Annotated in this window: 19 protein-coding genes; 2 read left to right on the top strand and 17 right to left on the bottom strand. The window is 26.5% G+C overall.

Translation table 11 applies throughout. The features are described from left to right. Window positions 1-25: 25 nt before the first annotated feature. On the bottom strand, window positions 26-916 hold the full coding sequence (locus tag BN6774_RS04885) for a UDP-3-O-(3-hydroxymyristoyl)glucosamine N-acyltransferase (protein ID WP_066890647.1): 891 nt from the start codon (window positions 914-916) through the stop codon (window positions 26-28). Between the two features lie 183 nt (window positions 917-1,099). Here BN6774_RS04885 and brnQ point away from each other — a divergent pair, with 183 nt between their 5' ends. Next, window positions 1,100-2,353, top strand: coding sequence for a branched-chain amino acid transport system II carrier protein (gene brnQ, locus BN6774_RS04880; protein WP_066896436.1), 1,254 nt, complete (start codon window positions 1,100-1,102; stop codon window positions 2,351-2,353). A gap of 47 nt (window positions 2,354-2,400) precedes the next feature. Here the strand turns inward: brnQ and BN6774_RS04875 are convergent, their stop codons facing one another. From BN6774_RS04875 to BN6774_RS04845, 7 genes are all read right to left on the bottom strand, one after another. Continuing rightward, the gene (locus BN6774_RS04875; protein ID WP_066890644.1) at window positions 2,401-3,423 is read right to left on the bottom strand and encodes a hypothetical protein; all 1,023 of its coding nucleotides are present in this window, start codon (window positions 3,421-3,423) and stop codon (window positions 2,401-2,403) included. Beyond that, on the bottom strand, window positions 3,404-4,300 hold the full coding sequence (locus tag BN6774_RS04870) for an ABC transporter ATP-binding protein (RefSeq protein ID WP_066890641.1): 897 nt from the start codon (window positions 4,298-4,300) through the stop codon (window positions 3,404-3,406). The genes BN6774_RS04875 and BN6774_RS04870 overlap by 20 nt, the downstream gene beginning before the upstream one ends. Before the next feature lies 1 nt (window position 4,301). Continuing rightward, window positions 4,302-4,685 (bottom strand): GntR family transcriptional regulator, encoded by a 384-nt coding sequence (locus tag BN6774_RS04865; RefSeq protein ID WP_066890639.1) that lies wholly within the window; start codon window positions 4,683-4,685, stop codon window positions 4,302-4,304. Between the two features lie 20 nt (window positions 4,686-4,705). Continuing rightward, window positions 4,706-5,287 (bottom strand): hypothetical protein, encoded by a 582-nt coding sequence (locus BN6774_RS04860; protein WP_066890636.1) that lies wholly within the window; start codon window positions 5,285-5,287, stop codon window positions 4,706-4,708. Window positions 5,288-5,425: 138 nt separating this feature from the next. Next, a complete protein-coding gene (locus tag BN6774_RS04855; RefSeq protein ID WP_066890633.1) occupies window positions 5,426-6,511 on the bottom strand; it encodes a Gfo/Idh/MocA family protein in 1,086 nt (361 codons plus the stop codon). A 19-nt stretch (window positions 6,512-6,530) separates the two neighbouring features. Next, window positions 6,531-7,139, bottom strand: coding sequence for a sugar transferase (locus tag BN6774_RS04850; RefSeq protein WP_066890630.1), 609 nt, complete (start codon window positions 7,137-7,139; stop codon window positions 6,531-6,533). A 36-nt stretch (window positions 7,140-7,175) separates the two neighbouring features. After that, a complete protein-coding gene (locus BN6774_RS04845) occupies window positions 7,176-8,519 on the bottom strand; it encodes a glycosyltransferase family protein (protein WP_066890627.1) in 1,344 nt (447 codons plus the stop codon). Between the two features lie 169 nt (window positions 8,520-8,688). Between BN6774_RS04845 and wecB the strand changes: the two genes are divergently transcribed. Then, window positions 8,689-9,741 carry a non-hydrolyzing UDP-N-acetylglucosamine 2-epimerase gene (gene wecB / locus BN6774_RS04840; protein ID WP_066890624.1) on the top strand — a complete coding sequence of 351 codons (1,053 nt, stop codon included), beginning with the start codon at window positions 8,689-8,691 and terminating at the stop codon, window positions 9,739-9,741. Between the two features lie 40 nt (window positions 9,742-9,781). On the opposite strand, the gene BN6774_RS04835 is transcribed toward wecB, so the two are convergent. The 9 genes from BN6774_RS04835 to BN6774_RS04795 all read right to left on the bottom strand — a co-directional run bounded on the left by BN6774_RS04835 (window position 9,782) and on the right by BN6774_RS04795 (window position 25,253). Further along, window positions 9,782-10,852, bottom strand: a complete 1,071-nt coding sequence (locus BN6774_RS04835; protein ID WP_066890621.1) for a glycosyltransferase family 4 protein — start codon at window positions 10,850-10,852, stop codon at window positions 9,782-9,784. A gap of 11 nt (window positions 10,853-10,863) precedes the next feature. Continuing rightward, the gene (locus tag BN6774_RS04830) at window positions 10,864-12,306 is read right to left on the bottom strand and encodes an O-antigen ligase family protein (RefSeq protein WP_066890618.1); all 1,443 of its coding nucleotides are present in this window, start codon (window positions 12,304-12,306) and stop codon (window positions 10,864-10,866) included. Between the two features lie 37 nt (window positions 12,307-12,343). Then, on the bottom strand, window positions 12,344-13,783 hold the full coding sequence (locus tag BN6774_RS04825; protein WP_066890615.1) for a polysaccharide deacetylase family protein: 1,440 nt from the start codon (window positions 13,781-13,783) through the stop codon (window positions 12,344-12,346). A gap of 17 nt (window positions 13,784-13,800) precedes the next feature. Continuing rightward, window positions 13,801-14,793, bottom strand: coding sequence for a GNAT family N-acetyltransferase (locus BN6774_RS04820; RefSeq protein WP_066890612.1), 993 nt, complete (start codon window positions 14,791-14,793; stop codon window positions 13,801-13,803). A 10-nt stretch (window positions 14,794-14,803) separates the two neighbouring features. Next, window positions 14,804-16,504, bottom strand: a complete 1,701-nt coding sequence (locus BN6774_RS04815) for a UDP-N-acetylglucosamine 2-epimerase (protein ID WP_066890609.1) — start codon at window positions 16,502-16,504, stop codon at window positions 14,804-14,806. Between the two features lie 73 nt (window positions 16,505-16,577). Continuing rightward, on the bottom strand, window positions 16,578-18,434 hold the full coding sequence (locus tag BN6774_RS04810) for a polysaccharide biosynthesis protein (RefSeq protein WP_066890606.1): 1,857 nt from the start codon (window positions 18,432-18,434) through the stop codon (window positions 16,578-16,580). A gap of 124 nt (window positions 18,435-18,558) precedes the next feature. Beyond that, entirely contained in the window at window positions 18,559-20,013 is a 1,455-nt protein-coding gene (locus BN6774_RS04805; protein WP_066890603.1) for a lipopolysaccharide biosynthesis protein, read from the bottom strand. 11 nt (window positions 20,014-20,024) lie between these two features. After that, window positions 20,025-20,735 carry an acylneuraminate cytidylyltransferase family protein gene (locus tag BN6774_RS04800; protein ID WP_106404258.1) on the bottom strand — a complete coding sequence of 237 codons (711 nt, stop codon included), beginning with the start codon at window positions 20,733-20,735 and terminating at the stop codon, window positions 20,025-20,027. A gap of 117 nt (window positions 20,736-20,852) precedes the next feature. Next, window positions 20,853-25,253, bottom strand: coding sequence for an N-acetylmuramoyl-L-alanine amidase (locus tag BN6774_RS04795; protein WP_066890597.1), 4,401 nt, complete (start codon window positions 25,251-25,253; stop codon window positions 20,853-20,855). Window positions 25,254-25,366: the final 113 nt, after the last annotated feature.

Below are 25,366 nucleotides of genomic sequence, written 5' to 3'. Positions count from 1 at the left end.
AACATATTAATTTAAATAAAACAATTTATCTAATTTTCTTTATATGCTCTATGAACCTATCATGATTTATGGCAAAATTTCCAGATACCTTTTCTCCGTCATTTAAATTTTTAGTAACAACAGAACCTAGACTTATACTAACCTTATTACCTAATATAAGTCCATTAGAAATTATAGCTCCAAGCCCTATCCATGAATCATCACCTATAACAGTTCTACCTCCAAAAGTAGCTCTAGATGCAATTAGGCATCTCTTGCCTACTTTAACCCCGTGTTCAATATGAACTAAATTATCAAGTTTAGAGTAATCACCTATAATAGTATTATCCCAAGTATAAAGAGCTTTATCTATACATGAATTGTATTGAACTTCAACATTCCTTCCAATAATAACTCCTCCACAATGCTTAACATTCATTATTATCCCATCTAATCTCTTATACTCATATCCTTCTCCACCCAATACGACCCCTGATCTAATTATACTATTATCTCCAATTATAGTATTTTCACGGATTACTACGAATTCTTCTATTATAACGTTATTACCTATAATTACATTCTTATCACTTATGGAAACAAACTTACTTATCTTACATTCATTTCCTATTGATGTGGTAAACTCTTTTCTTTTATAACTTTCTAAGTTTGATAACTCATTATGTAATTTAAAATAATCAGCTCTAGGATTTTTGGAAATTATAACTCCATATCTATTTTTTAGTTTTTCTCCAATATCTTTCGTAGTAATTAATCCCATAATATTATTGCTTAAACTGTTTATGTACTTTTCACTTTCGATAAATGTAAGTAGTTTTTCATCACAATCTGCAACAGCAAGACCTAAAGAAGTAAACTCTATATCTCTTAACAATTCCACTCCATCTATTAAATTTGTAACTTCACTTAATAACATAAGAAGCCTCCTCAAATAATTTAAATATATTATACCAATATTTTCAGAACTTTTAAATCTAATAATTACTTGAAGGACTTTAATCATTATGTTAATATATTTAGTATTATTTAATATTTTTTTAGAAATAATCTGCTTTTATTGAAAGTTTATAAATAATTTGTAATTTACGGAGGAAAAATGATTAAGAAAAGTACTAAAGATTCACTTGTAGTTGGCTTTGCACTATTTTCAATGTTCTTTGGAGCGGGAAACTTAATATTCCCTACCTTCTTAGGAAACACCATAGGAAGTCAATACTTATTAGGGATTATAGGTTTTATTATAACCGGTGTAGGATTACCACTATTAGCTATTATTGCTTGTTCTAAAGGAGATGGAACATTTAAAACTTTATCTAGTAAAATCGGTCCTAAGTTTTCAGTAATGTTTACTGCCATATTATTTATTGCAGTAGGTCCTATGCTTGCAATTCCTAGAACCGCAGCAACTACATATGAACTAGCAATAAATCCATTTTTCAGTAGCATATCACCTTTTATAGCTATGGCAATATATTTTCTAATTAACTTATTTTTTGTTTTAAGAAAAACTTCAATTATTGATACTATAGGCAAATACTTAACCCCTGCTCTTATGGTACTTTTATTTATATTAATAGTTAAGGGATTAATGATGCCAATTGGAGATATAGCTCACACTAATGCCACAAATGTTTTATCAAACTCTTTATTAGAAGGTTATCAAACTATGGATGCTATAGCTGCTCTTTTATTTGCTGGAATAATAACAACGTCTTTAAAATCTAAGGGATATGAAAATAAAGATATGTCTAAAATGATTTTAAAATCAAGCTTAGTTGCAGTTTTAGGACTTGCTTTTGTTTATGGCGGATTAACTTATATTGGAGCTCAAACAGTTAATTTAGCTTCGTCAGATATAGGAAAAACTGGACTTTTAATATTAATATCTAAAAATATTCTTGGCTCTGCTGGTCCTATTATCATTGGAATAGCTATGGGGCTCGCTTGCTTAACTACTTCTATTGGATTGCTTACTGCAGGTGCTAACTTCTTTGATAAGATTTCAAAAGGAAAGTTACCATTTAAATTTAATGCTATTTTAATTTCAATTATTAGTTTAGGACTTGCTACCTTAGGAGTAGATAAAATTATTGTATTATCAGTGCCTATACTTAATATACTATACCCAGTTTCAATTACTCTTATTGCAACTACAATTTTATCTAAATATATAAATAATATTAGAGCTATGAGAATTGGAGTATATACTTCATTAGCTTTTGGAGTAATATTTGCAATTCCAGGAGTAAATTTAAGCTTTATTCCTCTAGCTAGTATAGGCTTTGGATGGTTAATTCCAACAGTAATTTCTATAATTATTGGTTGTCTATTTTTAAGTAAAAGTTATAAGTAAAAATATAAAATACAAAAGGTGCTGTTAAAAGCACCTTTTTAATCTCATTAATAATAAACATCCTTTTTTTCTTTTTTAAAGTTTCTAAAAACAAAATATGCAATTATACTTACTACAACTATTATTGCAGTTCTTAGTAAGACTAATTCATATTCCCCTAAAGAATACCTAAAATAAATTTCATCTAAAACACTACTTATAAAAGGAGCACTAGCTATTCCTACAAAGGTTATTATAATAAAACATGATAATTTTTTAGGAAAATCAAATATTATACCCTCATTCATATTTTCTACTAACATCCTATTAGTCAATAATTTTGAAATAAAAATTAATACTAATCCAATAATTATGAAAAAACTTGATATACAAATAATCTGAAAGCTTGAAATAACATTTCCTATAGTATATGCCCCTATATATTCCATTAATCCATTATAAATATATCTTAATCCATATACTTGCCCATTAATATAATAACTTAATATTGGATTATAATTAACCATAAGAAATACTAAGTAAAGAAAAGAAAATATTCCAGCACCAATCAAATAGTATAAATTAGCAAAAACAGTATCTAATATTGATAAAATTCCTATTATTAAAGTTGAAATACTAATTATTCTTAAAATATCAAAAAGGATTATTATATTAAAATCATTAATATACTTTAAAGTATCATAATATTGAATATAATTTTTAAAGATAATAGCTAAAAATATAATAATATATATAAATACTGACATTACTATTATTATTAATTCTCTTATTCTAATGTCCATTCTAGAAAATGGTCCAGACAAGAAGGTTGACCATTTTTTTCTTTTGAATATTCCAACTGTAATTATATAAATAATAGAAATATAAGCTCCTAATATTATTATTCCATCTATAGAAAAGACATACCTTATATTTATTGGGTTATACAGATACTGCCTTATATCATAAGTAAAGAAATTATTTACGCTTATTAAAGTAAGTATGAAAGCTGCTATATAAACAATACATAAGGGAATAAAAATATTTGCATCTCCTTGATAAAATAAACTCTTATTTAAATACTTCTTCATCACTTACCTTCCCTTCTATTCTATTTATAAAGACTTCCTCTAAGCTCAAGTCTATTTCCTCAACAAATAAAGGATTAAACTTCTTAATAAATTCCTTAAACTCATTATCATTATCCTCTATTACAATAGTAAAGACTCTTCCTACTTGTTTAATATTAAATATACCATTAAAATTTAAGTCCTCTTCATATACAGGCATATCAAAGGCTACTTGAATCTTCTTGATATTGCGCTTTATATTATCTAAGGAATTATGATATTCAATCTTTCCCTCATTAAGAATTAAAACCTCATCACATATTCTTTCAAGTTCTATTAAATTATGAGAACTTATTATAACAGACTTATCACCATTTGAAACCTCTTCCATGATTATTTTAAGAACTTTTTCCTTTAAAATAGGATCTAATCCAGATGTAGGTTCATCTAAAATTAAAAGTTCTGAATTTAAAGAAAATGCAATCATTAAGTTAACCCTCATTTTCATTCCCTTAGATAATTGTAAAAATCTCTTATTTAGTGGGATTTTAAATATTCTATTAATTTTATAAAATTTTTCATCATCAAAATTAGGATATAAAGATTTATAGAAGTTAACTATTTCCCTTAAAGTTATTAAATAAAAGCTATTATGTTCATCTGGAACATAAGCAATCTTTCTTTTAACATTAGAATTATCATATATTTTTTCCCCATCATAAGTTAAAGTTCCTGAGGTTCCCTTATAAATCCCAACAATCCCTTTAATTAATGAGGTTTTTCCTACTCCACTTGGTCCAACTATACCTAGTATTTTCCCTTTATCTAAGGAAAAACTTATGTTATCTAAAATTTGACTTTCTCCGTAATTTAAAGAGAAGTTTTTTAACTCTAGCATATTATACCCCACCTCTTATTTCTTTGAATCCTTGACTCAATAAAGTAATTAAGTCCTTTTCCTCAAGACCTAAGTAATTTGCTTCTAATATAAGCCTCTTAAAATCTATAACTAATTTGTTTAACTTTTCCTTGGAAATATTATTTTTATAGTTATTTGATATAAAGGTACCCTTCCCCTTTATAACCTCAACTATATTCTCCTTTTCTAACTCTGTATAAGCCTTGCTTACTGTATTAGGGTTTATAGTTAAAAGGGAGGATAATTCTCTAACTGAAGGTAACTTATCTCCTTCTTTAAGAACACCTTTAATTATAAGCTCCTTAATTCCAATAATAACTTGTTCATATATTGGAACACTAATTCTAGAATCTATTTTTAACATAATACTACCTCAACTTTATATTATTGATATACACTTGTATAATAATCAATTACATATCCTTCGCCTTCATCCACTACGAATAAATATATAGTTATTGGCATTTCTATATCATTAAAATCATTTTCCACTGTTCCATCTTCATTTACATCATACTTTTCAATATTTAAATTATGGGATCCATATCCATCTAATCTAAACACTCTAGGATTATGATCTCTATTATATTTACCTATGTTTTTAAATGAATCCTCATAATTTGTTTTTATACTACTTAAAGAATCATATTCTACTTCTTCAAGTTCATACCTAAATATAATTGGTATTGATTCATTAATATATTTTCCCCAACCCTTTTCACCTACATATAATCTATACCTTTCTGATATACTTTCTAAAAATTCCCTAGAAGGTACATTATAATAGCCATTATCAGTTTTTACATTTTCATAAGTATTTATATATCCAATAAAATTTGCTATAACTTCTTCAGGTGTTTTAAAATTTTCTTTTTTCTCATATAACCTTTCCCTATTACCAAAAGCTGATACCATGAAAAAAGCTAATACAACCCCACCTAAAGCTAAAAAAAGTGATTTTTTCATATATATTCCTCCTAAAGAATAAAAAAAATACTAAGTGTATCATTCTACGTAGTACACTTAGTATTATATGGAATATTACCTTTTAATTCAATTAATTTTTCCTTAATAAATTGCTTTAATCTTAAGATTTCCTTAAAGTTAATTTTTCATATCAGAACTTGAAAAATTACTTAATGGGAAGTTTACAGGCATACCTGTCTTTCTTGACTTATAAGCTGCTAAAATAATAGATAAAGGAACTATTGCATCTTCAGCACTTACATATGGTTTTCTATCTTCATTTATGGCTTCTATTACATCTTTAAATAATGGAGTATGTCCCTTGCCATAAACACTATCTATTTGAACTTGTAAATCCTTTTTAACAGCCTCCTCATCTTCGCCTTCAAATCTCCAAGTCTTAAGTTCATTAACAGCAAGACCACCTATTACTACAGTTCCCTCAGTACCAAATACACTTAATGTTTCTTCTAAGTTCTTTGGATAAACAACTGCACTACCTTCTACTATTCCTATACTGCCATTTTTAAATCTAATTACTATAGCACCAAAGTCTTCTCCTTCAATTGGATTCCTAAAAGTATCACATTCTGCATATACTCTCTCAACTTCAGATCCTATCATCCATTGTAATAAATCTATATTATGAATACATTGATTCATTAGAGTACCACCATCTAAATCCCAAGTGCCTCTCCATGGAGCTTGCTTATAATAATTGTCATCTCTTCTCCAAAGGATTCTTGCAGTACCATTCATTATTCTTCCAAGTTTGTTACCTTCAACAGCTTCTCTTAACTTTTGAATTGGCTTATTAAATCTATTTTGATGAGCTACAGATAATTTAACATTATTTTTCTTTGCAACTTCAATCATTTCATTTGCATCATCTATTGACATAGCCATAGGCTTTTCAACTATTACATGCTTTCCTTTATTCATGCAATAAATTGCAATTTCAGCATGATATCCACTTTCAGTAGCAATAGTTACTACATCTATATCTTCCTTTTCAAGCATTTCCTTATAATCTTCATATACACCAACTTTTAAGGAATTATCATTCATTTTCTCAATGTACTCTTTAGCCTTAGCATCAGCAAGTTCTATTTTAACATCACATGTTGCAGCTAAATTAGCTAAATCTTTATTTTCATATAATCCTTCCACATGTTTATATGAAATTCTTCCACAACCAATAATTGCAAAATTAAGTTTTTTCATATTAACCACCTTCAATAACTTATTTTAAACATTTTAATAAGGTTTTTAGTATAATTTTTATATCTAAAAATATATTATTTTTAGATATATACTTCAAATTCAACTGAAGTTTATGTTTCATAATTACATTGATGTAATATTCCTCAGGATTTTCTACTGTCCCTAAAATTTCATTTTCATCCCTATATTCTATTGAAGCAAAATCAGTAATTCCTGGCTTAACCTTAAGCACTTCTCTTTCACTTTCATTATAAAGCTTAACATACTTAGGTACTTCTGGTCTAGGTCCGACTAAGCTCATATCTCCTTTTAATACATTAAATAACTGTGGCAATTCATCTAATTTATATTTTCTTAAGAACTTACCAACCTTTGTTATTCTAGAGTCATTACCAACAGTAATCTGCTTACCTATCTTTTCAGCATCTACTATCATAGTTCTATATTTCAATATTTCGAATACTTTTCCATCTTGACCTACTCTTTTTTGCTTAAATAATATAGGTCCTCTTGAGTCAAATTTAATTAATATAGATATGATAATAAAAACTGGAATTAAAATTATACATCCAATTAAAGATGCTATAAAATCAAACATCCTCTTAATAATTTTATTCAACATATTAATCTTCCTTTAATACTTTTTTAACTAACCACATTTCAATTATGTTAACTTATTAAATACTTCTACTAATTGCTTAGTTAAATTTCTTCTATCATATTGTGAACATTTACCAATACTATCGGTATTTAAATCATATCCACTTTTGAATTTTTTATATTCTTCTAATATAAATTCCTCTATTTTATCTATATCATTATGATTAACCGCTAAACCAATATTATTTTCATTTATTAACTTTGCAGCTACTCCATCATCTGGCATTATCCCTAAAATTGGCCTTTCAGCTAATATATAGTCAAATATTTTTCCTGTAAAAACACCCTTACTTTCCTCTATATCAGGTAAAATAATTAAATTTATATTTGAATTAGCCATAATATTTAATATCTCCTTATGTTCAACATAAGAATTAACATTTATATTCTTTGATATTTTTGAATTATTTATCATATTTATCAAGTCGTCTGATACATAGCCAGTAAAATCTACAACCAGATCCTTTGCTAATTCTTGATTTTTAGAAAAAATATTCTCTAAAGCTATTATTAAGCTTTTAGGTGTTCTTGAAGAGTCTAATAAACCTGCATAACTTATTTTAAACTTAGTATTATTATACCTTTTTATAGAATCCTTATCTCCGCCATCAAAACCATTAGTTATAGTTATAAATTTATTCTTGAATTGTGGATATCTCTTTTTATACATTTCTGTAATAGGATCAGTTACATTAATAACTATGTCTGCTAAGGTTACAACTTGAAGCTCCATTTCCTTTTCTTTTTTAATTCTTTTTTCACTATATCTCCCCATAATAGAGTCATTTCCTATCCATGGATCTCTGAAATCTGCAACCCAAGGCTTATTAGTTTTTTTCTTTATTTCCATAGCGATTAAGTGATCAGTGTATGGAGCTGATGTAGAATAGATAACATCAATTTTATTTTCTTTTAAAATTATATTTTTTATATTCCTAATGGCATGTTTATACCATCTAATTTTTGTATCAGGAACATAATAATTATATTCTAAATATCTAAATATCTTATCTTTTATTGTATCCTTATTTTCGGAATTACCCTTATTCTCTTCTACAACTTCTTCTTTAGAAGAAGTTCTTAATTTACTTAGAAATTCATTTACTTTTTCAATAATTTCTCTAAGCCAAAGCATTTCTCCAGAATTAGATCTATAAACCTTAACATTCTCTGGAATTTCTTTTAACATTCCGTAATCATATGCAAAATTATGTCCCTCTTTAACTGTTGCAACTATAGGATTATATCCATTGCTAGGTAGATACTTTACATACTTTAAACTTCTTTGAACTCCACTTCCACCAATAGGCGGAAAATGATATGCAATAAATAATACATTTTTCTTCATATAAATACCTCACAATTTATATAAAAATATTTTCTCATATTAAAACTAAATTTAATTATACTATAAATAAATGTTTGTTGTCTATATACTCTAAGTATTCTCTCTTTCTAATAACTATGATAATATATTGTTAAGTATTATTTTATTTATATTTATCAGGAGGAATAAAATGAAAATTTTAACAGTCATTGGGGCTAGACCTCAATTTATTAAAGCTGCTGCTGTTTCAAATAAACTAAGAGAAAATCATCAAGAAATCTTAGTACATACTGGTCAACACTATGATTCAAATATGTCCGATATTTTCTTTGAAGAATTAGGAATACCAAAACCTGACTATAATTTAGAAATAGGCTCTGGTAATCATGGCTATCAAACAGGTAAAATGCTAATAGCTCTAGAGGAAATATGCCTTAAAGAAAAACCGGATATGATATTAGTCTATGGTGATACCAATTCTACTTTAGCAGGAGCTTTAGTTGGAAGCAAATTGCTAATACCAATAGCTCATATAGAAGCTGGATTGAGAAGTTTCAATAAGAATATGCCAGAAGAACAAAATAGAATACTAACTGACCATATATCAAAGTATTTATTTGTTCCATCAAAGACAGCAGTAGATAATTTAAATAAAGAGGGAATTACTAATGGTGTACATAATACTGGTGATGTTATGTTCGATGCAATTAATTTATTTAAAGAAAAAGCTGAACTAAAGTCTAATATTCTTTCTGTGTTAAATTTAGAATCTAAGAATTATATATTATCAACAATTCATAGAGCTGAAAATACAAATGATATAAATAGACTTTCAAATATAATAAAAGCTTTAAATAATTCTAATGAAAATATTATACTACCACTTCATCCTAGAACTAAAAAATTTATTAAAGATTATAATATTACTATATCTAATAAAATTAAAATCATTGAACCTGTAGGTTATTTAGATATGATAAAATTAATGAATCATGCAAAAAAAATAGTTACTGATAGTGGCGGAATTCAAAAAGAAGCTTATTTCTTAGAAATTCCTTGTATAACTATGCGAGATGAAACAGAATGGGTGGAAACTATAAATAATGGATGGAATATACTAGTTGGTAGTGATGTAGAAAAAATAAAAAATGCAATACATAATTTTACACCTACTACTAAGCCACAAATGGTTTTTGGCGATGGAAATGCTGCTGAAATAATTTCAAGCATAATTTCTCAATAATAAGAAGGCTGTATCTAAATTAATTAGATACAGCTATTTTCTATTTCAAAATTGCTTTATATGAGTTTATTACCATATTCATATTATCTTCCCATATTGCTCTTTCTTTAATAATTTTCTTATTTAATTTTCTTGAGGATTCTATAAGTTCTTTATCTTCAATTGTTCTTATCATTAATTTGCTTAATTCTTTCGAATCAAATTCATCTAAAATTAAGCCATTAACACCATTTTCTATCCACTCCCTATTAGCCGGCAAGTCAGATACTATTGGAAAGCTTCCACTTATCATACTTTCCAAGAGAGTTACTGATGTTGAATCAGAAGTAGGTATTGAAACAAATGTTAATCCATTATTTAATAATTCAAACAACTGATCTCTGTTAATAAAACCTTTAAAATCAACTCTATCTTCTATCCTTAACTCTTTAATATAATTTAAAATCTGCTTTTCACTACTTCCTGAATTAGTAATTATAAGCTTTGAATCATTATACTTTTCTAAAACTCTTTTAAAAGCATCTAAAATACATTCTATATTAGAATTTTCACATAATGTTCTCATACTTAAAAATATTTTTTCTCTTTCCTCTTTTATATTTTCAATATTTATATCAGATAAACTAACACCCATAGGTACTGTAAGAACTTTATTTTTATCAGCTTTTAATTTTATTATTTCTTCACTCATATAATCTGAATCCGATGTTACTAAATCACATTTTTTTAAAACATATTCAGTTAATAATTTATAAACTTTATTTTTTTTAGGGGTTACTAGTATATCTGTTCCCCAAGTTGAAACTACAAAAGGAATTTTACCTTTAACTATACTCCCAATAAAACCATAACTTGTTAAATAATGAGCATTAATTAAATCCGGATTAATTTGCTTTATTATATTTTTAATTTTAAATATCTTTTTAAGATATTGCTTATTGCCACCATCACTATCTATATTTATAGAATCACCCATATAATAAAGCTTAACTCCATTAATATCAGCCTTTCTAAAAGATATTAGATGAACTTCATTTCCTGTATCTCTAAAAAATTCTATCCATCTTCTTGTATGTATACTTCCAGCATCACCTAGAAAACAAATCTTCATAATTCACACCTCTAAACAAATTCATTAATATAATCCATATAAAACAAAATAAATAACATCATGAATGTACTTGAAAAACTATATATCTCTCCAGTAAAATTAAATGCTATTCCTGTTAAATTTCCATAAATAAAAAATACAGCAATAACTATTCCTAAAGATAGATATGTTATTCTAGTTTTATCCTTTGTTTTAAAATATCCAATTAATGAATCAATCCCCATTTTTACTATTAAAATTAATGCTATCAACATAAAAGGAACTCCTACTTCCGCTGAAAAATTTAATAGTAAATTATGAGCATCTATATAAGACTTAGTTGTTCCTGAATATTCATTAAAGAAATATTTAAAATTTCCTAATCCTACACCTGTATATGTATAATCATTAGTTATTTCTAAAGCAGATTTCCATATAATTTGTCTTGTTCTGCTTTGAGATTCTATTACTTTAATAATTACCTGCTTAATTTTTTGATTACCTTTATTATTGGAATTATTCGGTTTTTCTATAATAGTATGTATCTCATTTATTGTATCTTCATCCGATACATCTGGTCTTGAAAAAACATTTGCTGAAACCATTATTCCAACTATTAAAAATACTACGCCATATTTTTTCCAATTCTTAACATTAAAAATTAAATACAATATAAATATAGAAAAAATAGCAATCAAGGCTCCTCTTGATCTTTGAATTCCTATTGATAAACTAAATCCAATAACATAAAGAGTCCATCTGTTTTTTATTCCTTTTTCTTTGGCCCATTTTCCCAATACAATTATAAACATTAATAAAGAATATGCTAATATTGCATTAGATCCAAGAGGCCCATATAACTTTTCTGTACTCCCCTTAATTAAAGATAGCATATAATAAAAGAAATCTGGAGCTACTGATATTAATGCACCTAAAATAGATGCTTCCAAAATTTTATTATAAAATGATTTTTTATCCTTAAAATTTGAAGTTCTCACAATATAAAACAAAAATATAAATGGTAAAAATGATAATAGTATTATCATAATCGATACTTGTTTATTAAAAGCAAAAAAAACATTTATTATAATCATTGCAAGAAGAATAAATCTAATATATTTATTTTTTATTATATTCTTATCTCTATTTATTCTTTTAAACATTCCGTTTTTAATAAGAAAAAATAAAATAATAAAATAAAATACTGTATAAAACATCCATTGCTTATCTAATAATCCTATTCTCAAAAATATATATCCACTTAATGGTAATAAAAATATACTAAAAAAAGTAGCAAGGATTGTATTTTCATATGATTTATCCATATACCAAATAATTAAAAATACAAAAGGAATTCCAAATATAGACGCTAAAAAAGTTAATTTTGCTTCTGTTCCCCATAATGTAATAATTGATAAAATCTCTAAAACAGAACATAAAATAATATAATAATAATTTTTATTTAAGCTCTTCATTTATATGTCTCCAACTCCCTCTAAACATTGACTATATCTAATTATATAACTTAACTATATTATCACCCGAAACTGATAATGCATTTTTACTTATGCAATACCCTACTATATCTTCATATACTTCTATCCACTCTTTCCAAAAGGAATTCTCATCTAAACTAGAATTATGCCATAGCAAAGAAAATATTCCATTAACATCTATAATCTTATTAATAAGTTCTTTAACATACTCTTTAGCTTCTTGAGGTTTTAAACCCATATATTGTTCTTCTGATATAGTTCCATCCATTACTATTAGCGGTATTTCTAAAATATTAATAACTCTTTTATTCAATACATCAAAAGGTTTATATGGTGTACATATACCAGCCCTAAATCCTGCATATTTTGCATATCCTAAAGTCGTATCATACTTTAAATTACATTTTTCTTGTATATTCCATGTATTAGGAACTATAAATCTTAAATAGTGTTGTCTAATACCTACTACAGTAGAAAACTTATCAATTTTACTTTTCTCATTATTTAATATCTCTGAATTATTATAACTGTTATAACTTCCATGGATTCCAATTTCGCTTGAATTACTTTTTATTCTTTTAAATATATCCTTTAATACTTTATTATTAATATTATAATAATTATCCTTTCCTGTTTCTCCTCCAGACATAAAATAATATGATGCTGAAATATTATTTTGTTCTTCAATATTTAATAGATAATTAAACTTCCAAAATGGATCATTATCTTTGTTCTTTATAACTTTAAAATAATTTTTTATAGCTTCTATTGAAGAACCTATATTTTTTTCTCTTAATATTTTCACTCCAATAGTCCTAATAAATTTATCTTTATACTTAAAAATAGAATCAATATCATGACTTAAAAAAAATATAAATTCCTTATTCCCAAATCTTTTTTTCTTTTCTATTTTTTCATCTATACTTTTCAATAAACTTAAAATTAATTCAATTTGCTCATTCACAATAGGTCTATCTAAAAATTTATATTTATATGCTAAGGATTTTTCTAAAAGAAATCTCTCGTGATTATCTTTATCTTCAGAAATAACTTCTTCATATCTTGTTACCATAAAAAATATGTCTGAAATTATATCTGCATATAAATATATTCCATTATCTTTATTATCTAATAATTTATCCTCATTTGAAAAGATAGATATAATATTTTTTATAGATTTAATATTTTTTTCTAAATCTAACTTTTTAACATTATATTGTGGTTCTGACTTTAGATAATATTTATTAAATAAATTTTTACTTTCTTTAATCCAGATAAATTTATTCACAAATTTTTTTTCAAATATAGAAGAATAACAAATCACTAAATCATTATCTCTTATTTGATTTTTATTTTCTAAAAACTCATAATTAATTCCTAAAGTAGAAAATATTAAGTCAAAAGTATACTTTTTTTCAAGTATAAATTCATCTTCATTTATATCTATCCAAATCATAATAAACCTCTCTTATATTATTTTATAAATTTTTTTATTAAGTTTTTTAACTTAGGTGCTCCCAAAACAAATGTTATAATCGATTTTCTTAAATCAAATTTAAAATCTTTAGCTATTGTAAAATATTGTTTTTGAATTCCTCCAAATGAACTAAAAAACTTTTCAATATCTTTATTCATAGAACCTTCAAAATCAAATTTTATTCCCATGTCACACGCTGACTTTATTGCTTCCAATAATAATAATGAAGTTGAATTTGAATTTTTATAATCTGGATTTATTCCACCTAATAAATAATACATACTTTCTTTATCCCATACAACATAAATTGCTGCATGAATATTATTTTTTTCATCTTCAGCATAAAAAATTTCTCTACAGTTTCTATCATTACATACTTTGTCTATTTTTTTTAAAGTACTAATATCATATGGCATCTCCATATTTTTTCTATCAAAAGTCATTTTATTAATTTTATAAAATTCCTCTACAGTCATTCCTTTTTTGACTTTAACAACTTTTTCAGCTTTCCTAATAACATTTTTAGTAGTAGAATCTATTTCATTATATATCTCTTCATAATTAGAAGTATCTTCTATAATATAACTATATCTTGTTGTTTGATTATAATTTTTCCAGTAGAAAGGTAACCAATTCGTAAATGAATAATCAAAATTTTGAGAATAACTTTTTATATCTTTTCTTTCTAATTCTCCTATTAAACTATTAATTACTTTTCTTTCAAAGGATAATTTAGAAGTATATTTTTGATTTTGAGGATAATTTATATATATTCCACTTTTTTGAGTTATTTTTCCTTCTTTTATAATCATTCCTTTTTTTGTTTTTTCAAAAGAATAAGGTAAAACCCCCAAAATCTTACCACCCTTTTCATTTACTATAACATCCCAATTTTCACTTCCTACTACTGCATCCAACCAAAAAGGCTGAACAAATATATTAACATTAATCTGTTCACAAAATTTAAGATATTTTTCTTTATTATTCATATAAACTCCTTCAATCATTATTAATAATCTTTTTAATACGTTCTGAAACTAAACCATCTATTTTATAAAAATTTCTCTTAATATACTTATAATTAATTTCCCATTTTAAATCATTTAGTAAGTTTAAAAGTTCATCTTTATTTTTAGCACCTCTAGATATATTGTTTTTAACAAAATTACCTTGATCCCAATAATTTTTTAAAAGTAAGCATATAGACGGTTTATTTAATATAGCAGCTTCTAAATTCACGGTAGAATGTGCACTTACTACTACATCCGACCACATTATAGCATCATATATATCAATATTTTTACTTATCTTAATATTTTTTATGTTATACCTTTTTACCATTTCATCATACATTTCGAATAAAGTATCACTAGGATGTAATTTTACAATAATTTCATATTCTTTTTCAAAACTTGATAAAGTACTAAATAAAAATTCTGTTGCTTCTTTTGCTAAGCTTTCAATATATTGAGTTGCATATAAAATTTTGATTTTTTCACTTTTACTATTTTCTAAATTTAGATTATGAATTTTTTTATATAAATAATCTGTTCTAGTCTGTCCTACAACTAAAGTATTATTACCATCATATACCTTTGTACCTTTAATTAATTTTTCTTTAAATTCCTCTCCCCATACAAAAGTTTTCTTAGGAATATATACCTTCGCATCTGATGGAATAAAATATGAAACAGAAGCCTCTGAAATTATACCGTGTTGAATTGCATATGTAGGTATATTTAATTTATTACCTGAAAAAATTAAGCACCTTGCTCTATCAGCTTCATCAGTACATATAATTTTATCAATTCTTAATAATTTCAAAAATTTTTTATAAGAATAAATTTCATATATATAGCTATCAAATATATCTTTTAAACTACTAAATAAAAACTCATTTAAGAAATTATATAAATTATATCCATGAATATATAAATCAAAATCTTTAAGCAAATATAATTTATCATTTATCTTATTATTATCTAATTTAATTTTATATAAAGTCTTTTTTAAAATTATAAAATTTTCAAAAGGAAATAAATCTCTGCCAATATTATTACTCTTTTCTAAAACTGAATCATTATTTAAATACTGAATTCTAAATACATTTTTTTCCTTCTTAAATGTACTTAAAACTTCTCCAAATTGGCAATCATAATTAATATTTCTATCTTCAATCTTAATACTATTTATATCACTACAATGGGTCATAAACAATATATTATCCTTTTTAGTCTTTCTAAGTTTATACATTACCAAATATAAAAAACCATTGACTATTCTTATAATTTTCTTAAACTTATTACCTTTACTATTTCTATTTTCAACATTCTCAACTAATTTTTCGCAAGATATATTAAATGTCTCTTCTGCGATATATTTATATGCTAAATCATTAGTAAGTATTTTTATTTCTTCATTACTATATGTCTTTACTATAGCTTCAATTAATAAGAATTTATATATTAAATCACTCACTTTATTATAAATAGTTCCTCTGGCAAAATTATATACTTCTATTCCATCATATGTATAAATATCTTTTATTCCAATAGAATTTATTTCTTGCGATTCAAATTTATTTATAAAGTTATCAATTTTTTCATTAATATTAAAATCTAATATGTTTTTATCTATAGCTTTTTTTTCTCCATTTTTTATAACATAGATTTCATTCTTATTAATTAAGATTTTTATCATATTTCCTCCAAATTTACCTACTTAATTTATAAGGAACTATATCACTATAGTTCCTTATAAATTTTATAACTATTTACTTATCTTTATCTACAGCTACTTCATTCTTATCTACTCTATGATATGTCGGAACTATGTTTTCCATCATATCCTTTATTTTTTCATTATTATCTTCTTTTAATAATTCTTTAAGCATATTTAATTTCACTTGTAGCTTATCCATACTCTCAAAAGTCGGTTTTCCAATATATATTTTATTATGAGTAGTATTTCCTAAACCTTCTTCACTCATTAATAATTCTTCATATAATTTTTCCCCTGGTCTAAGTCCAGTAAACTTTATTTTAATATCTTTTTCCGGTTCAAAACCTGATAACCTTATTAAATCACATGCTAAATCATAAATCTTTACTGGTTTACCCATATCTAATACAAATACTTCTCCACCTTTTGCAAAAGCTCCAGCTTGTAGTACTAGTTGAGCTGCTTCAGGAATCAACATAAAATATCTAGTAATATTTTTATGTGTTACAGTAACAGGACCACCTTCTGCAATTTGTCTTTTAAATAATGGTACAACTGACCCATTACTTCCAAGAACATTACCAAATCTAACTGCTACAAAATCAGTTTTGCTTTCTTTATTCATTGCTTGAACTATCATTTCACACAGTCTTTTAGTTGCTCCCATTATATTAGTTGGGTTAACAGCTTTATCAGTTGAAATCATAACAAACTTCTTCACCTTATGTTTATCAACCTGTTTTGCTAAATTTAATGTCCCAAAAACATTATTTTTTATTGCTTCTTTTGGACTATCTTCCATCAGAGGTACATGCTTATGAGCCGCTGCATGAAAAACAACATCTATTTCATAATATTTGAAAAGTTCCTCTAGTCTTTTTTCATCTCTTATTGAGCCTATTAAAGTCTTAACATATAAGTCAGGATACTTTGCCCATAATTCATTTTGTATATCGTAAGCATTGTTCTCATATACATCAAATATAATAAGCTTACTTGGATTATAAGTTGCAATTTGCCTACACAACTCTGATCCAATAGATCCTCCGCCACCAGTTACTAAAACTGTTTTACCTGTTAAATAATCAGATATTCCGTCATTATCAAGAACAATAGGATCCCTTCCTAATAAATCCTCTAATTCTACATCCTTTATCTTACTAACACTCGCTTTTCCAGATATTATTTCATAAATACCTGGTATTATTTTTAACTTACACTTAGTTTGTTTACAAATATCAATTAATTTAGCCTTTTCTTCATTTTTTAAAGAAGGAATAGCTATTATTATTAAATCAATTCTTTTTTCCTCAGCAATTCTAGGTATATCATTAATTGTCCCTTGAACCTTTATTCCTGAAATTCTTTTTCTTTTCTTATATGGATTGTCATCTATAAGCACGACAGGATTTAATTTCAAATCTCTTCTTGAAAGAATTTCATTAATAATCATTGTTCCTGCTGAACCCGCACCAACTATCATTACTCTCTTTTGATCTGGAGAATATTTATATGGAGTATATATTAACATACGTCTATAAACTCTATATAAAATTCTTATTCCCAATACAAAACATATAACTAACACTACAGATAGAACACTAACATTTAAAGGAATCACGTTTCCAAAAAACCTAGTATAGACAATTGATAATCCACCTGCTAATACACTTCCACCAACTCCAAGCAAAAATTCATCAGTTCCTGTCAAATGCCAAAGAGAACTATACATTCTAAAAATGAAAAAGCTAATTAAATAAATTAAACTAACTACAATACAATCTTCCTTATATATGGTAACTATCTTTCTAAATTCATCTGAATATATCATATTTATTACTATTAAATATGCCATATTTACCAGAAATATATCTATACATGCTAATATCAGCATTCTCCATTTTTTCATAGGATTACCTCCACAATTTACATTATATCTGAATTTTATCTACATTTCTTGCAAATTTCTTTAATAATTATACTACTTATTATAAACATTGTCTATAAATCTTAATCTTACAATCTTCATTAAACTAGCGTTTTTTAAACCTAATAATAATTAATTTTATATATTTTAAAAAGTCATTTTTATACACTAATATCAAGCATAATAATAAAATTAAAACTATTGTCGATTTTATTAAAATAGACACCCAAAAACTTACTCCAACTATTACAAAAGATAGCATTGATATACATAAAAATATTCCTGAAATAAAAATCAGCTTAATAATACTTAGTTTTATAGGTTCAATTTTTTTAGATATTAAATAAACTAATAAACAAGATACTAACATTGCTATTAAACTTGCTAATGCAGCTCCCATCATCGAATATTTAGGTATAAATATTATATTTAATATTGAATTTAAAATCGCTCCAGTAAATGTCCCTAAAGCAATAAATTTTACACCTTTTTTATTGTAAAATAATGGATTAACATAAAAATAATATATACCATTAAAAACAAAAGAAAAGCTTAATAAAGGGATTACCTTCCATCCTTCACTATAAGCATCATCGACCATGATTTTAAATATTTCTGGTCCAAATAAAGACATCCCCATAGCTAAAAAGCAATATATAATTGTTATATATTCTGCCGTTTTAACTATTTCAGCTTCATTCTTATCCTTATCTTTCATCTTCGAAAAAAACCAAGGTACATATGCTTGATTCACTGCAACTGTTATAACATTAATTATATTAGCGAACTGAGCTCCAGTTGAATATATGGCCGGTACAGCTAATCCTTCATACCCATTTAAAAAAATTCTATCTATCATAGATACAGCCCAACCTGATAAGGAATGAGGAAGTAATGGTAAAGAGTACTTAAGAGCTTGAATTAAGTAACTCTTCTTTATTTTTATTGTTATTGTTGGTATAAATTTTATTAATGTATAAATAAAAAATATTGTATCTGTTATAGCTAAAGATAATAAAACACCTAAAGCTCCAATCCTAAATACTACTACAAATAATATATTTAAAGATAGGTTTATAATAAAATATAGCAAATTATTTAATCCATAGGTTGAACTTTCTTCTCTTGCTTGTAAAGTACTTTGAAAAATTGTATAAATCGGATTAAAAGTAATAGATATTAATCCTAATAATATATAGGGATAAAAATTAATTCCCTTAGCCATTGGTAATAATATTATATCTTTAAATACTATTAGAATAATCGTCATTATAAAACTATTTAATATAACAAAAGCTATACAAGTACCCCAAAATTCTTTTAATTTTTTATTATTTTCCTTATAATCTACATAGAATCTAACTACTGCAGAATTTAATGATAAAGTATAAAAAATCGATAAAAATGCAACTATTGGTTGAATAACATCGGTTATTCCTTTATCAGCCGGCGATAGTAAACTTGTATAAACTGGCAATAAGAATAATCCTATAGCCTTTTGTAAAATCTGAACTAAACTATAAATACCTGAATTTTTAATTAAACTTTTCTTACTACTCATTTATACTTCTCCTATTTAGAATCCTTTTCAAATAATTCATTCATTATTACCTCAGCTATTTTAAAATCTAGCTCAGTATCTATATCTATTGAATAATAAGAGTCCATAACATATCCAGTTAAACTACTGGGTTGAAAAGTTTTTTCTTTTAAAAGCAATTCCGTTTCTATTAAATAAATAGCTCCGTTAATTCTATAAACATCCGGAAGATCCTGTCTTCTAGTTATTTTATATCCATCCTTTATAAATGGCTTTAAAAGCTCGCCATCAAAAACATTTGTCCAATAAGGATTAACTTCACTTTCACAAACTGATATTAAGGCATTCTCACTACTACTTTTAAGTTTTTCAACAGCTTCATTAATATGTTTAAAGTTTCTTAATGGAGAAGTACATTGTAGCAACATAACATGAGTTGGTATGTATCCTTCACTTTCCTTTAAGTAATTTAACATATGTACTACACAATCTACTGTTGGTGCCACATCTCCTGATAAATCTTCAGGTCTTAAACAAGGAATCTCTGCACCATACTTTTTAGATGTCTCTGCTATTTCAAAATCATCAGTTGATACTACTAATCTATTTATATACTTGCTTTTTTTAGCCGCCTCAATAGTATAACTAATTAGTGGTTTTCCGTTTAAATCTCTTACATTTTTTCTATAGACTCCCTTAGAGCCTCCTCTTGCAGGTATAATTGCTAAAATATTCATAAGTATTCTCCTTATATTATTTTGTTACTAATATTAATAATATAACTAATTATATCATATATATTTTATAATAAAAAAAATAAAAGAGTAACAGATTCCTATTACTCTTTTATTAATATTTTCTTAAAATTGTTTTTGAATTTGATCAGCTAGTATCTTAGCAAGCTTTAATTGATTATTTCTATCTGCTAATTTTTTAGCTTCACTAGGATTTGATATAAATCCACATTCAACTAATACAGATGGCATAAGAGTATTTTTAACTACATAAAAATCCTCATCCTTAGCCCCTCTATTATAATAACCTAGTTCTTTAGCTATATTATCTACCATATTTTTAGCAAGAAGTTGACTTGAACTAATCTTGCCTTTTAGCCCATTTTGTATATTACTTGTTCCAGCCAACGGCGTAGCGCTACTATAATATACTTCTACACCATTTGCTCTTGCATCCGGATTAGAATTATGGTGAATACTAACAAATAAATCTGCATTTAAATCATTTGCTAGTTTAACCCTTTTTTCTAAACTCTCTCTCATAGGAATTGTATCCCTATCTGATTCCTCTCTTGTCATTACAACATCAAATCCTCTAGATATTAACTCTTGCTTTAGTTTTGATGCTACTTCCATATTTAAAATTGTTTCATTATAAGTTATTCCACTATGCGCATATTGAGCCCCAGAGTCACCACCATAATTATGCCCAGGATCAATAACTATAAGTGTATTATTTGGTTTTACAGATATATCCTTAGCTATATAATCATCTTTTTCAGCTGTACTATTTTTATGTTTCACATGTACTACTACACTATAAGTTCCAGATGTTTTCGGTGTAAAAGATGAAGTTCTAGTTGTACTCCAGTCACTTAACAAAGTCCAAGTTTCTGTTACTCTATCACATATCCAAATCTTGTAATACACATCTTTTTGTGGTTCAGCTAAAGCATTAATAGAGATTTTATTATTAACTTTATATGTTCCGGTAACATCAAGTGAAATTGCAGTTGCTTTATTTTTTTCATAAGCATAAATATCCTTTGATAAATAGTCTTCTTGGCTATTTGAAGTTGAGTATTTATTTTTTACATGAACCACAAACGAATAATACCCCTTCTTTTTAGGTGTAAAAGTAGCTGTATTCTTGCTGCTCCAATCACTTAATACCGTCCATGTATCTGTGCTCCTATCACATACCCATAACTTATACAATGTATCTCCTGCAGGATCTGCCATCGCTGTTATTGTGATAGGTTGTCCAATTTCTCCATTTCCAGATAGATTCAAACTCTTTACAGTTGATTTTTTATACTGAACATTAATATCCACAGATTTGTAACTATCTTGGCTTGTAGTACTACTATTCTTATGTTTTACATGCACCACCAAAGAATATGTTCCTGCTTTCTTCGGTGTAAAATCTGCTGTGTTTTTTGTGCTCCAATCACTTAACACTGTCCATGTATCTGTACTTCTATCACATACCCATAACTTATATAAAGTGCTTGCTGATGGATCTGCTGTTGCTGTCATTGTAAGTTTTGATCCAACATACTTTTCTCCTGAAACACTAATTGATTTAGCTGTAGATTTTGCATCTCCAACCTTTATATCAATTGATTTATAATTATCTTGAGTATTTGTTCCACTATTTTTGTGCTTTACATGAACTACAAAACTATATGTTCCTGATTTTTTAGGTACAAATGTTGCTGTATTTTTTGCACTCCAATCACTTAAGACTGTCCATGTATCTGTACTTCTATCACATACCCATAATTTATATAATGTGTCATCCGCTGGTGTTCCACTTGCTGTCATGGTTAATGTTTCATTAACCATTTTATTCCCCGTTACATTTAACGACGATACTGTTGATTTTGGAGCTGTAACATTTACATCTACTGATTTATAGCTATCTTGAGTCTTTGTTCCACTATTTTTATGCTTAACATGCACTACAAAACTATATGTTCCTGATTTTTTTGGTACAAATGTAGTAGTATTATTTGTACTCCAATCACTCAATACTGTCCACGTATCTGTACTTCTATCACATACCCATAATTTATATAATGTATCTGCTGCTGGTGTTCCGTTTGCCGTCATGGTTAATTTCTCATTAACAATTTTATTTCCTGTTACACTTAATGATGATACTGTTGATTTTGGAGATGTTACATTTACATCTACTGATTTATAGCTATCTTGAGTTTTTGTTTCACTATTTTTATGCTTAACATGAACAACAAAACTATATGTTCCTGACTTTTTAGGTGTAAATGTTGCTGTGTTTTTTGTACTCCAATCACTTAATACTGTCCACGTATCCGTGCTTCTATCGCATACCCATAATTTATATAAAGTATCTGCTGAAGGATTAGCTCCAGCTGTCATTGTGATAGTTGAATTAACAATTTTATCACCATTAACATTAAGTGTTGTTGCTATTGACGTTTTTGAAGAAACATTAACATCTATAGACTTATAATCATCTTGAGCCTTTGTACTACTATTTCTGTGTTTTACATGTACTACAAAGCTATAAGTTCCTGATTTTTTAGGAGTAAATGTTGTAGTATTCTTTGTACTCCAATCACTTAATACTGTCCATGTATCTGTACTTCTATCACATACCCACAACTTATACAATGTCTCCGATGAAGGATCAGCTCCTGCTGTCATAGTTAATATTTCATTAACCATTTTATTTCCAGTTACATTTAATGAAGTCACCTTTGAATATGGATTACTTATACTCAAGTCTATAGCTCTTGAATCATCACTATCCTTAGTGCTTTCTTTATACTTTACATCAACATAAACCTTATAGCTACCAACCTTTTGTGGCGTAAATACAGCAGTATTTTTACTACTATAATCCTGTATAGTTGTCCAACTTCTATTTGATACATCATATACCTTAAACCTGTATAAACTACTTGATTCTGGATCTGCCTTTGCTGTCAATGTTATATTAGATTTTACAAACTTAGAACCACTAACATTAAAAGAAGTAACACTTGAACTACCAACTTCAACCTTAAAATCCTTATTAATATAATGATCTTGTGATTCAGTTTTAGAATTTTTATGTTTTACATGTACAACAAAACTATAATTTCCAGCCTTATCAGGATAAAAATCAGCAGTTCTTTTAGAACTCCAATCACTTAATAAAGTCCATTTTTCGGTATCTCTATTACAAGCCCAAATTCTATACAATGTATCCTCTGAAGGTGTTGCATTTGCAGTAACTGTTACCTTTGAACCTGTAGCCTGTTTTCCTGAGATTGAAATATCATTTAAAACAGCAAAATTAAGAATTTTTGATTCATTATTTATCTGAGAGATTATATTTAAAATATTATATCCATATCCTTTTGCTGCGGCCCATCCATTTCCCTCTGGATTTTCTGGTATTCCTAAATGTTCAATATAAATTGCGCTTCCTCTTCTAACATAATCAAATCTTGGATCAACAACAGCCTGCTTTAAGGGCTCTGTGGATGCATATGCCTTTAAATGCTGAACTACTGCCCTTATACCAATCTCAACACTTGGAAAGCTATTTCCCGGATTCCCATTACCAGTTGCACCAATTCCAGCAAAATTATTTTGCTCCGGCTTAACATCTCCTCCAAATTTTAAGTATCCTGTTTCATGCATCATTTGTGCAAATAATATATCATGATTTATGCCTTCAATTTTAGCTTCATTAATTGTAATATCAACAAAATCAACTATGTATTTTAAATCAAGTTTTGTATTATTACTTCTTAGGATATTAATCATTTGAACCCTGTCTAATGATCCTAATCCCATTATCTTAGTTTTGTTATTATTTACATTTATATTTATTATAGTATCCGAGCTATTACCTTTAGTATCTAAAACACTTACTTTTATAACATGTTTACCATTTGAAACATTTGTAAAGTTATATTTAAATCCACTATTATTAGAATTAGGATAATCAGGATATTTACTACCTACATCTTTTCTTTCAATTCCATACGTTGCCGTTGCAATTTTATTATTATCTAAATATATTTCAACTTTACTTATCCCATCCTTACTAACAGCATAACCTCTTATTTGAAAAGCATCTGTTAATTGATGATCCATTACAGGATTCTCAACCTTTGAAATTATAGTTGATTCAGAACTTAATGTAGATAAAGTACTATAATTTTCTTTATCTTCTAATTTTAACACAGTATTAGATTCATTATTGATTTCTTTAGAATTATCTACACTATCTTCTATTGGTGTATCTACACTATCTTCTATTGAATTATCAACACTATTTGTTAAACTTTCCCCATTCTCTCCCCCTTCACTTTTTTCTATTTCTTCTTTAATATTATCTTTTTGAGTCTCTGCTTGGATGTTTATATTTTCTTCTAATTGAACTTTAGATTCTTCTTTAGTTTCTGCAAATGATATTATATTTGGAGAAACTATATTAAAAATAAACATACACAAAGCAAATATAGCTATTTGTTTTAATTTTTTCATTTTATATCCTCCCATTATTTAATGGGCTACTAAAATGGAATAAAATAGCATTGTTTTTTTTACTAAGTCATTATAAATTATACAGGCTTAACACTGCTAATTCAACGTTTTTA

The organism is Clostridium nigeriense (assembly GCF_900086595.1).
Lineage (GTDB): Bacteria > Bacillota > Clostridia > Clostridiales > Clostridiaceae > Clostridium > Clostridium nigeriense.
This window is presented reverse-complemented; position numbering and strand designations above follow the sequence as displayed.